Genomic DNA, 12,279 nt, shown 5'->3' on the forward strand with positions numbered 1-12,279 from the left:
ATCTGCCCTACTCCCGGCTGACCCCACTCGGACGCACAACGCCCGAGTCTCAGGCCGGATCTCTACCAGAGCGCGACCCGAACCGAGAGCCCGTTGCGCATGGCCGCAACGATCGACCTGCGAGGAGAAGTCCGATGAACGCCCCGGCCATCGATCCTGAAGCCGCGACCTTCGGCGTGCCGCCTACCGAAGCGCTCGAGGAGATTCAGCAGCGAGTGCTGTGGCTGTCCACGGCGATGATCCACCATGCCAATCGGGTGCGGCCCAATCCGAGCGGGCTCAAGGTCGGGGGCCATCAGGCGTCATGCGCGTCGATGGTGTCGATCATGACCGCATTGTGGTTCGAGCATCTGCGGCCGGGTGACCGCGTGTCGGTCAAGCCGCACGCGTCCCCGGTCCTGCACAGCATCAACTACCTGCTGGGCGAACTCGACGAGTCGTACATGACCACCTTGCGCGCCTTCGGTGGGTTGCAGTCCTACCCGAGCCGCGCGAAGGATCCCGATACCGTGGACTACTCGACCGGCTCGGTCGGTATCGGGGCGACCGCACCGATCTGGGGTGCGATGGCACGCCGCTATGTCGACACCATCGGTGGTGGCGCCGGGACCGGTCGCCAGTACTCCCTGGTCGGCGACGCCGAACTCGACGAGGGCGCGGTCTGGGAGGCGATCCTCGACCCCGGCGTCATCGATCTGGGCGAGGTGGTCTGGATCGTCGATCTCAACCGGCAATCCCTGGACCGGGTCGTGCCCAACATCGCCGCGAGCAGGGTCGAGAAGATGTTCGATGCCGCGGGCTGGCAGGTGATCACCGTGAAATTCGGGCGATTGCTCGAATCGCTGTTCGCCCGACCCGGCGGGGCGGCGCTGCGAACTCGCATTCTGGACATGCCGAACCCGGAATACCAGCGGCTGCTGCGCTGCGACGCCGGCGAGCTGCGTACCCGGTTACCCGGCAGCGGACCCGACAGCACGGCGATCGCGACGCTGATCGCCGCACTCGACGACCGGACTTTGACCGCGGCAATCCGCAACCTCGGCGGGCACGACCTCGCGGCATTGTCGGCGGCCTACCGGCAGATCGATGACACTCGACCCACCGTCGTCATCGCTTACACCATCAAGGGATACGGCCTGCCTACCCAAGCTCACCCCCAGAACCACTCCTCGCTGCTGAGCATCGCGGAATACGCCAAATTGGCACAGGAGCTGGGCATGGACCCAGACCACCCATGGCAGCGCTTCGACGCCGACACCGGACCCGCCCGCGTGTGCCGAGCCGCGGCGGAGCGGCTGCGCCGCGATCCGATCACCGCGACCCAACCTCCGGCGATCCCGTCCGATTTCGGTCGCACCCCGAAGGGGACCGCGAACACCCAGTCGGCCCTCGGGCGGGTGCTGCTGGACCTGACCCGCGCCGCGCCCGACGCCGCGAAACGAGTTGTCACCGTGAGCCCGGATGTGAGTTCGACGACGAATCTGGCCGGGTGGGTCAACAAGGTCGGGGTCTGGTCGTCGGCCGAACGGCACAACTGGTTCGCCGACGACGCCGAAACCATCCTGCACTGGCGCGAGAAACCCACCGGCCAGCACATGGAGCTGGGCATCGCCGAAACCAACCTCGTCGGACTCATCGGTGAGCTCGGCGCGACCTGGAGCCGGTGGGGACAGCCGCTGTTCCCGATCGGAGTGGTCTACGACCCGTTCGTCGAGCGCGCGCTGGAGCCGTGGTCGTACGGCATCTACGCCGGCGGGCAATCCATTCTGGTCGGCACCCCATCCGGCATCACCCTGGCCGCCGAAGGCGGTGCACACCAGTCCATCACGACGCCGTCGATCGGCCTGGAACAACCCGGCTGCGTCAGTTACGAACCCGCATTCTCAATCGATGTGGAGTGGACCCTGCTCGCCTGCCTCAACCGACTCGGACGCCCCGACGGCACCTCGGCCTACCTGCGGCTGTCCACCCGGCCCGTCGACCAAACCCTGGCCGCGGTCCCCGCGGATCCCGCAGCCCGGGAACGCCGTCGGCGGCAGGTCTTGGCCGGCGGGTACGCGCTGATCCAGCGTGACGATGCCAGGGTCACCATTGCCGCGATGGGAGCGGTCATGACCGAGGCTCTGGCTGCCGCCGAACGCCTGACGCAGTCCGGCGTGCCCGCCAACGTGCTCTGTATCACCAGCCCCGGTCTGCTGTTCGAGGCGCTCCAAACGCGCCAGGGCCGTGGCGCCGGCCAGACCTGGATCCTCGACCAGCTGTTTCCGTCCGATCGCGCGACCCCGCTGGTCACCGTCCTCGACGGTCACTCGCACACGCTCGCGTTCCTGGCCGGAATCAATCGGGTGCGCCACACGGCGTTGGGTGTCACACGGTTCGGGCAGGTCGGCTCCCTCGACGAGGTGTACCGCTACCACGGCATCGACACCGACAGCATCGTCAGCGCTGCCCTCGACCTGCTCTGATCAGATCTACGAACGCAAGGACCGACTCGATGACCGCAGACCCCGCAATCCACGAAGTCCCAATGCCCAGCCTCGGGGACGCCATCGATGAAGCGACGGTCAGCCGGTGGCTCGTGCAGCCCGGTGAGCAGGTCGAGGCAGGTGAGGCGTTCCTCGAGGTCGCCACGGACAAGGTCGACGCCGAGATTCCGGCACCCGTCTCCGGCATCCTCGTCGAGATCCTGGCAGAGGAGGGCGATGTCATCGCGGTCGGCGCGTCGCTTGCGCGCGTTGCCGTGACATCTACGGCGGCTGCCGCGCCCGTTCCGGCAGCCGCGCCTGCTGCTCCGGCCGCTTCGGCAGCCGCGCCACCCATTCTGGCGGCAGCACCGGCCACGCCTGCGCCGACGGGCATAGGACCCGAAGTGCGCGCCGAGGCACCGGCTGCGGCTCCGGCCCGAGACACAACGTCTCCGGTCCGTACGGAACAGGCGATCGATGGCACGCTGTCGCGTACGGAGAAGTTGCCGAGGATCCGCCGGACGATCGCGGCTCGCATGGTCGAATCATTGCAGGTATCAGCACAATTGACGACGACCTTGGAGGCCGATGTCACCGAGATCGCCCGCCTGCGTTCGGCACACAAGGACGAGTTCTTCCGTCGTACCGGCCGCAGGCTGTCGTTCCTGCCGTTCTTCGCCAAGGCCACGATCGAGGCGCTTGCGCGCCACCCCACCCTCAATGCCTCGCTGAACGCCGACGCCACCGAGGCCATCTACTACCGGTCGTGCCATCTCGGAATCGCGGTCGACAGCGACAAAGGCCTCATGGTTCCGGTGATCCGCGACGCTCACCGCCTCGGGATCGCGGCACTCGCCGTCGCCATCGCGGACTGCGCCGACCGCGTCCGAACCGGCAAGATCGCGCCTGGCGAGCTGGCAGGCGGTACGTTCACGCTCACCAACACCGGCAGCCGCGGCGCCCTCTTCGACACCCCGATCATCAACCAGCCGCAAACAGGCATCCTGGGGACCGGCGCCGTTGTCGATCGAGTCGTTCCCGTGCCGGATCAGCACGGCGAACTCGGCATCGGCGTCCGGTCGATGGCCTATTTGTCGATCACCTACGACCACCGTCTCGTCGACGGCGCCGACGCGGCGCGATTCCTCACTGCGGTCAAGGGGCGGCTCGAAAGTGGTTTCACACCAGCGGATCTGGTGTGACAGGGTCGACACCGCCGCTCGAAGAGAGCCTGAACCGGATTTCGTCGACCGGCATATCGCCCGTTGTGTGGCAAGAGTGTACAGAACTCCTGGACCGGAACTGGCCGCTGATCAGCCCTCGAACATCGGCTGACTCAGGTACCCGCCGGGCTCTGGCACCCCGGCGGGATCGCGAAGACCGCGGACCCGATCGGGGCGATCCACGCGTTGAGCGCGTCGAATTCGGCGAGCCGCCACTGCACCGGCAAGGTACTGGGCCTCGATGTCGCGCTGGTAGGCGGCGAACAGCAGGCCCGAGTTGGACAGCGCGCCCGGGGCGGGCGCGTCGTCGTAGTTGCAGCCGCAGCGCGGGAAACGCTCCCGTTCATCGGTGCGGGTGGGCGCGCGCGATATGCGCCGACGGCGGAATCACCGGGAATCCGTTCCGGGTCGACGGCCGCGAAATCGGACTCGTCGGATTCGCGGGTCCCGGTGAGCGGCGAGTTCGGCGTGGTGGCCGCCGACGGTGATCAGGGTGTCGATGCCGAGGCCGGCGACGCGACGCCCGCTCCTGGCGTGCAGGGCCGGGTGCGGTGGTGTCGAGTTCACGCATCTCTCCGAGTACTGCGACGGTGGGCCGTGTTGAGGCGGCGATGGTGGCCAGTGACCGGAGTGCGGCGTCGACGCTTTCCGGTGAGGCGTTGAACGCGTCGTTGATCACGGTCACCCCGTCGGGGCGTTCGGTGATCTCCATCCGGCTGCCCGACACCAGCGACGCGCCGTTGAGTCCTTCGGTGACGGTGGCGAATACGACACCGGCGCTCAACGCCAGCGCAGCCGCGTCGAGGGCGTTGGTCACATGGTGCTCACCCACCACGCCGAGGGTGACCGGTGCGGCGTCGTCACCGTGGCGCAAGGTGAACTGCGCGCGGGCGCTGGCGTCGAGGGTGATGTCGCTGGCGCGCACATCGGCCTCCGGGCCGGTGCCGAATCGCAGGACCTGGGCGCGGGTGTGCTCGGCCATGGCCGCGACCAATGGGTCGTCGGCGTTGAGGACCGCGACACCGGAGGTGTCGGGCAGCTAAGTTCGCGACTTCCACCTGACGGGAGTAATCCTGTGCGCGGACCCTGAGTTCGCCGCAGTCCTTTCCTGGCTGCGACCCGCCGCGCGGAAACGCAACCGCTGACCCGTCCCAGCCCGAGAATGCGCGTCGATGCGGGCATTGTTCGGGTCGTTGAACTCGCCGAGACCCGGGCGGATCTACAGGTGTGTGCACAGGATGGCAAACATTCGAGTTCACCGCGGAGGCTCACTACCCGCGCGTGACTGCACCGAGCTGGCGACTGAATTCGGGGCAGGAACCGGGGGAAGCTCGTGGTGAGAAGGGGCGGGTCTTCCCGAGCTCTCGGCGCAGCAACGAGGTTGATGTGGAGGGGCTATTTCTCTAACGCAACCGGCGTCGCTCCGGCAAACCGAGCCTGTGTCAAGGCTTCTGATAGAGGTCGGGTATACCGTCGTGGTCGTCGTCGCGGGCCTCGTGTTCGGCGATGAGCCGATAAGTGCGATTGCGGATGCGGAGCACGATCGTCGCGAGTAATGCGGCGGTCAGGGTGCCCAGCAGGACGCCGATGCGGACGTGGTCGCCGCGTAGCGTGTCGTCGGGGAAAGCGAGCTCGCCGATGAGCAGCGACACGGTGAATCCGATTCCGCCGAGCAGCCCGACTCCGGCGACGTCGATCCAGGCAAGGTCGTCATGGAGTTCGGCGCGAGTCAGTTTGGCGGTCAGGTAGGTCGTGGCGGTGATTCCGACGAGTTTGCCTGCGACCAAGCCAACGATGATGCCCAGCGTTACTCGGTCACCGAGGGAGTTGACGAGGCCGGTGAGTCCGCTGATGGTGACTCCTGCGGCGAAGAAGGCGAATACCGGCACCGCGAAACCGGCTGAAAGCGGGCGGATTCGGTGTTCGAATCGTTCGGCGAGCCCTTTGTCCGTGTCGGGTCCGGCGCTGCTGGCGGTCTGGGTCACCGGGACGGTGAAGCCGAGCAGCGCGCCCGCGACGGTAGCGTGCACCCCGGATTGATGGATCAGCCACCAGGTGAGAATGGCGAGCGGGACGAGAATCCAGACCGCATTGAGTCGTGTATTGACCGCGATGGCGAAGGCGGTGAACGGGATCGCGGCAAGCCCGAGATAGGTGATGTTGAGGTCGTCGGTGTAGAAGATGGCAATCACGGTGACCGCCAAGAGGTCGTCGACAACCGCGAGGGTGAGCAGGAACGTCCGCAGAGCAGTAGGCAGGTGCGTGCTGATCACAGCCAACACCGCCAGCGCGAAGGCGATGTCGGTGGCGGTGGGGATCGCCCAACCGTTGAGCGCGCCGCCATCGTCGCCGAGGTTGATGACGGCGAAGATCATGGCGGGGCCGATCATGCCGCCGATCGCCGCGACGACCGGCAAAGCGGCTCGGCGTGGGTCTCTCAGGTCACCGGCGATGAATTCGCGTTTGAGTTCGAGCCCGACGACGAAGAAGAAGATGGCCAGTAGTCCGTCTGCGGCCCAGGTACCCAGGGACAGGTTCAGGTGCAGACTCGACGGCCCAAGGTGGGTGTCGCGCAGGGTGTAGTAGGCGTTCGACCAGGGCGTGTTGGCCCAGATCAGTCCGATGGCCGCAGCGACGATGAGCAGGACACCACCGACGGTTTCTTTGCGCAAGACCGCGGCGATCCGACGGGACTCGGGCCAGCTACCTGGGGCGAAGAGTCGTAGTCGCGGTTCGGGGGAACGCATGTCTGACATGGGAGCCTTTCGACACGGACGAATTACGGGGCCACCACCGATCACAAAGAGAATCGGTGTGCGAATTCGAACGAGTCGCATGGCGCCCGAGGATGATGATCCAGTGCAGACAGGCGGACTGGCCGACCCCTGAACGCATCGAAGCTTCCAGTCACTCGAGCACCTATCGTCGACGGCCTGACCCGGTCAGGGCAGGTTTGCCGACCAGACTTCCCGGCGCTCCACCCGTAAAGATGCCGTAAATGCCTGGTGCCCGCAAATCCGGGTCCGGCTTCTGCAGCCGACAGCGCGACGTGAGCACCCTTCGAGACGTCGCCGGTCACGTGTCAACGGAACACCAATCCTGGACACTTCTCGGCAAACGAATTGTGACCCCTTCGGCCGGGTGGGTTGATGGTTTCAGTCTTCAGTTGTGCCGGCGGCGGGGACGCGGCCGAGGTCGCGGTCCTTGAGCCGGTAGCTGTCGCCTTTGAGTGCTATGACCTCGGCATGGTGGACGAGGCGGTCGATCATCGCGGCGGCCACGACGTCGTCGCCGAACACTTCTCCCCAGCGGCCGAAGACCTTGTTGCTGGTCACGATCAGACTTGCTCGTTCGTAGCGGGAGGAGACCAGCTGGAAGAACAGGTTGGCGGCCTCGTTCTCGAACGGGATGTAGCCGACTTCGTCCACCACCAAAAGCGGGTAGCGGCCGAGCTTGATCAGCTCGGCCTGTAACCGTCCCGCGTGGTGGGCCTCGGCCAGCCGCGACACCCATTCGGCGGCGGTGGCGAACGCGACCCGGTGCCCGGCCTGACACGCCCGGATCGCCAGCCCGATGGCCAGGTGAGTCTTGCCGGTGCCGGGCGGGCCCAGGAACACGACGTTCTCCTTCGCGGTGACGAAGTCGAGGGTGCCCAGGTGGGCGATCACGTCGCGTTTGAGTCCGCGGGCGTGTCCGAAGTCGAATTCCTCCAGGGATTTCCGGTAGGGGAACCGAGCCGAGCGGATGCGGCCTTCGCCACCATGGGACTCACGCGCGGAGACCTCCCGTTGCAGGCAGGCGACGAGGAATTCCTCATGGCTCCAGTTCTCGGCGCGGGCGCGTTCGGGCAGCCGTTGCGCGGCTTCGCGCAGCGACGGCGCTTTCAACGCGCGGGTCAGGAAGTTCAACTCAGCCGTGAAATCTCGTGTGGTCGTTGATGTTTTGGCGGTGGTGGTCCTGGTTTGTGCGGGCATCAGGCCACCCCGCCTTCGATATCGACGCCGAGCGCAGCGTCGTAGTCGGTCAGGGCGCGTTGCTCGACCTCGGGCTCCGGCGCTGGTCGCAGCACGCCGATCCGGCCGCGCCGCAACACCTTCGCTGCCTCGACATGAGCTGGATCGGAAATGGTTTGATGCCGGGCCCAGATCCGCTCGTGATCGGCGACGATCCGGCCACCGGAGTGCACCCGGACACGGTCCAGGTCGGCGACGATCTCGATGCGGCGACCGATCACCGCCGGATGCACCCAATAGTCGTTGGAGTCCAAGCGAATGTAGTGATCTCGGGGTAGTCGGCCCGAACGCCGCCATCCGATCTCCGGCGGCACCGGTGCAAGTGTGAGCATCGCCTGCCGGTCCGCGCCCACCCGGTCGACCGGGGCGCAGCCCAGCGCCCGACGCGTCCGGGTGTTCACCAGCGCCAGCCACTCGCCGAGCTGGAGGTTGAAATCGTCTGGGCCGGTGAATGTTCGGCCCGGCAGGAACGAGCGTTCCAGGTAGTCGTGGGCGCGTTCGATGATGCCTTTCGCTTCCGGATCCGCCGGCTTGCAGACGATCACCTTCGCACCCAGCGTTCCCCGGAAGGCTTGGCATTCTTTGGTGAGTTCACTGCGCCCGCCGCGCCAGCGGCCGATCGCTCCCTCGCCGTCCCATACCAAAACCCTTGGCACCGAACCCAACCGGTCAATATGGGCCCACCAGCCAGCGAACAGATCTTCGGCATGCCGGGTCGGGATCAACAGCGCCATCAGCCACCGCGAATACCCCAGCACCATCGTCAGAACGGGCAGCTGTTTCGGGCCGCGGACCTGCCCGAACCCGACCGGCAGATTGATCGGCGGGAACCAGAAATCACACTGAGCGATCTCGCCTGCGGCATACGCCGTCCGCGAGGCCGGGTCCGGCGGCAGATACGCCGGGCGCAGCTCAGCGACCCGGCCCGACAACACCCGCACCGACCGGGTCCAGCCGATCCGTTCCGCGATCACCGTCGACGGCATCGTGGGATAGGTCTTCAGCAACTCGCGGATCTGCGGCTCGACCGCATCCACTATCGACCCCTTGGCCGGACGCTCGTATTTCGGCGGCCGATCCGAGGCCAAAGCGGCCCGCACGGTATTGCGAGACACACCCATCAGCCGGGCAATCGCCTTGATCGGCACACCCTCTGACCGGTGCAAACGACGAATCTCAGCCCAAACCTCCACGGCAAGCATCCCTTCGTCCTCCTGGCTCGGTTAGAGCCAGGGTCCCGACCAAAGGGGTCAAAATTCAGATGCCACGCGGGGGTCAGTATTCACGTGCTGTCGACATCACGGGCGTGTGGCACGGCGAGACACGCACCACCTACGGAGGGAGCAAGGGGCTGCTGGGGGTACTCGGCCATCAGGTCGGTGACAGTCGACTGATGGGTGGGTAGCCGAGGATCATGACCTCGCCTGGCCGACTCCTGACTCATTTGTCTCAGACACAACATGTGTGTCGATCGGTTTCAGATGGTCGAGCAGCGGCTCGCGTCACGGACGTCGTTGTCCGCTGAGGTGGTCGAGGCAGGGCAGGGCGATATGGTTGGCGCCCGATCGTCGAAGCCCATGGGCGAGCCATAAGAACGAGCCGCTATTGTGGTCGGCTCCGTAGAAGACGGTAGCGAATTCGATCCCGTCGTGTTGTGCCTACTGCTCGTGACGGTCGTCGTGTCAAGCTTGCGGGGTCCCCTCGATGGAGTCCCCGAGGTGCCCGTCCGCCGGATCTGTCGTTCGATGTCCGGTGACCCGGCTCTGGCCCCGAGTTCGGCTTGTGATGTCGGCGTGCAGTCAGGGTCTCGCACCGCAGGTCTGCGCGAGCGTGCTCGGCGTTCAGGTATCGAGATCGCGGCGTGTGTAGCCGAGCAGGCCTATCGCTGTCAGGATCGCCGCGATCGCGAGGAGCACAAGGCTGGCGACCCAAGCCGGTCCGGTGTCGGGAACGGCAGACAGGTGAGCGAAGGGCGAGACATTGATCAGCCATGCCGGTGCTCGGATGCTTCGGGCGATGACGTCGAGCAGGAAGCCTCCGGCGACGGGGAGTGCGCCGACCGGCCCGACCGCGGCCGGATACCAACCCAGCGCGAGCATCGCGGCGCCCAGCCCCAGCAGGGCGATCGGGGCTACGTTGATCGCTCCGGCGAGGGCAGCGTCGAACCGAAGCGGCGCGCCGGTCAGTGCAGCGCCGCTCCACATCGCGACAGCCGCGGTGATCAACAGGACGAACGATCCCGCCACGGTCACCGCGATCTCCGCGGCTGCGATGCGATACCTGGGCACCGGCAGGGCATGCAGCACAGTCCAGCGCCGCGCCTTCTCGTCCGCGGCCATGGCCGCGAGCCTGGTCACGCAGTAGAGCCCGACCGGAATCGCGAGCAAGCCGAACATCGCCGCGGCGAAACCGGTGGCCGAATCGAGGCCTGCGAATCCAGCCGACGCCGCGAGCTCGGCGAAGCGGGCATTGCCCTCGAAGAACTCCAGGATCGAGGAGATCAACGCACCGATCAGCAGGAAGTAGGTCGCGATACCGATCGACCACGCCATCGTCGGCATGACCGCCCGCCGCAGCGCGAAGGCACTCATCGAACCCAGCAGCCGAGTGCGCGCAGGACGGGTAGCCGGAAGACCGATCAGGGCGCCGCCGAGGTCGCGGTTACGGGCAGCCGCCAACGCGGCGACCGCGAACGCAACACCGACAGCCACCAGCACCAGCAGCGGCTTATAGCGGTTGCCCGCATAGGGCGCGGCGCGGGCAACGAGCCCGAACAGTGTGACCCACGCGGTCCAGGCGAGCTCGGACACACCATCGGCGAGCATCCGCAGCAGCAGACACACGCCCAGGACCGCGCCGGAGAATCCCGCTGCCGCGGCCCGGGAGGGCAGCAGTTGCGCGGCGAACAGTCCAGCGCAGCTGAAGACGACGACAGTGCCGAACACGCAGAAGGCGTGCACGATCGCTCCGGCGGGATCGGTGCCGGTCAGGATCAACGCCACCCCCACGCCCGTCGTGATCAGGAGGGCCGCCATGGCAAAGGTGACCAGTCACCGCACCAGCAGATCTACCGCGCGCACAGCTCCGCCGAGGAGCAGGTCCCAGCGCCCGGCATCCTCTTCTCCACGGGTGACGCGAGTGGCGGCCAGCAGCGCCCAGACACCGCTGAGTACCAGGACGGGGGTACCGGTTCGCCACACGGTGAACCCACCGGGGTCGTCGAGCGCGCGTGGGGTTCCGAAAAGGACTCGGATAGCAGGGTTTTCGGCCAATGCGCGGATGGCGTTGGTGTCGATGGCATCGGCGAAGGTGGTCTGATACTGACTGGCGACGAGGGCAGACATTCCCGCCGCGGTGACTGCCACGAGAACCGCTCCTCGCCGGATCTGCCGCGCGGTGAGCCATTCGATAGCCCGGCCGGGTGCCGGTGCGTGCCTCACCTCTGTCCGGACTGCGGTGGTCATCGCTCGTCCTCGCCGTAGTAGTCGAGGAAGATCTCCTCGAGGCTGGGCTCACGCAGCGAAAGGGCGGTCGCCTCGGACGCGGCCAGTGCCCGTAGCGCCGGCGCGGGCGGTCCGGACAGGGTGAACCGCACACGACTGCCATCGAGTCGTTCGGCGGCCGCGACCCCCTCCACACCATCCAGTGACGGCGCGCCGCCTCGATAGGAGACTTCCACGACAGTGCGCTGCAGGCGGCGCAGGTCCGCCAATGCCGCGATCTCGACCAGACGACCGGCCCGCAGAATTCCGACCCGATCACACAGCGCTTCGACCTCCCCGAGCTGATGCGAGCTCAGGAACACCGTTTGACCCCGCTCACGCGCCTCGCCGACGCACCGGCGAAATTCCCGCTCCATCAACGGATCCAGCCCAATGGTCGGTTCATCGAGAACCAGCAGAGGTGCGCGAGTGGCGAACGCGGCGACCAAGGCGACCTTCTGACGATTGCCAGTCGAATACGCCTTGCCCGGCTTGTCGAGTTCGAGCGCGAAACGGTCGATCAGCTCGCCGCGATACGCCGCATCGATTCCAGGGCCGACGCGGGCGAGCAGCTCGAGGATCTCGGCTCCGGTCAACGACGGCCACGGCGCGACGTCGGCGGGCACGTAGGCCAGGTGGCGGTGGGCCGCACGAACGTCGCCCGCGAGGTCACCGAACACGCGCGCCACCCCTGCGGTGGGGCGGATCAGGCCGAGCAGCAGCCGGATCGTGGTCGACTTCCCGGCGCCATTAGGCCCGAGAAATCCGAATACTTCACCGGGTGAGACTCGCAAACTGAGGTCATCGACAGCGAGCGTGCGACCGAACCGCTTCGACAGATGTTCGATCGTGATGGCCGCGCTTGGATCGAGGGCGCGCGCGGACAACGCCGCAACAGTGGACATGGGGGCCTTCTCCTTGTCGGCGAACTGACCTGCCGACCAGACTTCCCGGCGCACCTATCGAACAGGCTACTCCGGAAAAGGAGCCGTCTCACGGGTTTCCAGCGGACGCGAAGGCAAAGCGCAAGGGAGGCGACAGCGCGTAGCACTTCGAGCCGATCGGCCATGGAATCCCAACCGCATCAACCCGCCGA

8 protein-coding genes and 2 pseudogenes are annotated in these 12,279 nt (G+C 66.7%); 2 read left to right on the top strand and 8 right to left on the bottom strand.

The features are described from left to right. Positions 1-134 precede the first annotated feature (134 nt). Positions 135-2,465, top strand: coding sequence for a pyruvate dehydrogenase (locus tag AB0H61_RS08105; RefSeq protein WP_357300659.1), 2,331 nt, complete (start codon positions 135-137; stop codon positions 2,463-2,465). 29 nt (positions 2,466-2,494) lie between these two features. After that, on the top strand, positions 2,495-3,667 hold the full coding sequence (locus tag AB0H61_RS08110) for a 2-oxo acid dehydrogenase subunit E2 (protein ID WP_357300660.1): 1,173 nt from the start codon (positions 2,495-2,497) through the stop codon (positions 3,665-3,667). 111 nt (positions 3,668-3,778) lie between these two features. Here the strand turns inward: AB0H61_RS08110 and AB0H61_RS08115 are convergent. The 8 genes and pseudogenes from AB0H61_RS08115 to AB0H61_RS08150 all read right to left on the bottom strand — a co-directional run. Continuing rightward, a pseudogene (locus tag AB0H61_RS08115) lies at positions 3,779-4,146 on the bottom strand (peroxidase); the annotation flags it as partial. Positions 4,147-4,253: 107 nt separating this feature from the next. Continuing rightward, positions 4,254-4,727, bottom strand: a pseudogene (locus tag AB0H61_RS08120) (Mur ligase family protein); the annotation flags it as partial. 403 nt (positions 4,728-5,130) lie between these two features. Next, positions 5,131-6,435, bottom strand: a complete 1,305-nt coding sequence (gene nhaA / locus AB0H61_RS08125) for a Na+/H+ antiporter NhaA (RefSeq protein WP_357300661.1) — start codon at positions 6,433-6,435, stop codon at positions 5,131-5,133. Positions 6,436-6,843: 408 nt separating this feature from the next. Beyond that, positions 6,844-7,662, bottom strand: a complete 819-nt coding sequence (gene istB / locus AB0H61_RS08130) for an IS21-like element helper ATPase IstB (RefSeq protein WP_357300663.1) — start codon at positions 7,660-7,662, stop codon at positions 6,844-6,846. Next, entirely contained in the window at positions 7,662-8,903 is a 1,242-nt protein-coding gene (gene istA / locus AB0H61_RS08135; RefSeq protein WP_357300665.1) for an IS21 family transposase, read from the bottom strand. The genes istB and istA overlap by 1 nt, the downstream gene beginning before the upstream one ends. 639 nt (positions 8,904-9,542) lie before the next feature. Then, entirely contained in the window at positions 9,543-10,736 is a 1,194-nt protein-coding gene (locus AB0H61_RS08140; protein WP_357300667.1) for a polyketide antibiotic transporter, read from the bottom strand. A 15-nt stretch (positions 10,737-10,751) separates the two neighbouring features. Further along, positions 10,752-11,066: a hypothetical protein gene (locus tag AB0H61_RS08145; protein ID WP_357300669.1), complete on the bottom strand. Its 315-nt coding sequence runs from the start codon at positions 11,064-11,066 to the stop codon at positions 10,752-10,754. A gap of 95 nt (positions 11,067-11,161) precedes the next feature. Further along, on the bottom strand, positions 11,162-12,088 hold the full coding sequence (locus tag AB0H61_RS08150; protein ID WP_357300670.1) for an ABC transporter ATP-binding protein: 927 nt from the start codon (positions 12,086-12,088) through the stop codon (positions 11,162-11,164). Between the last annotated feature and the right edge of the window lie 191 nt (positions 12,089-12,279).

The sequence above is a fragment of the Nocardia sp. NPDC050710 genome, assembly GCF_040654375.1.
In the GTDB taxonomy this organism is placed as follows: domain Bacteria; phylum Actinomycetota; class Actinomycetes; order Mycobacteriales; family Mycobacteriaceae; genus Nocardia.

Coding starts and splice junctions, on each gene's coding strand:
- AB0H61_RS08140 (WP_357300667.1), bottom strand. CDS start 10,736: ATGGCGGCCCTCCTGATCACGACGGGCGTGGGGGTGGCGTTGATCCTG.
- istA (WP_357300665.1), bottom strand. CDS start 8,903: ATGCTTGCCGTGGAGGTTTGGGCTGAGATTCGTCGTTTGCACCGGTCA.
- AB0H61_RS08150 (WP_357300670.1), bottom strand. CDS start 12,088: ATGTCCACTGTTGCGGCGTTGTCCGCGCGCGCCCTCGATCCAAGCGCG.
- istB (WP_357300663.1), bottom strand. CDS start 7,662: ATGCCCGCACAAACCAGGACCACCACCGCCAAAACATCAACGACCACA.
- AB0H61_RS08105 (WP_357300659.1), top strand. CDS start 135: ATGAACGCCCCGGCCATCGATCCTGAAGCCGCGACCTTCGGCGTGCCG.
- AB0H61_RS08110 (WP_357300660.1), top strand. CDS start 2,495: ATGACCGCAGACCCCGCAATCCACGAAGTCCCAATGCCCAGCCTCGGG.
- nhaA (WP_357300661.1), bottom strand. CDS start 6,435: ATGCGTTCCCCCGAACCGCGACTACGACTCTTCGCCCCAGGTAGCTGG.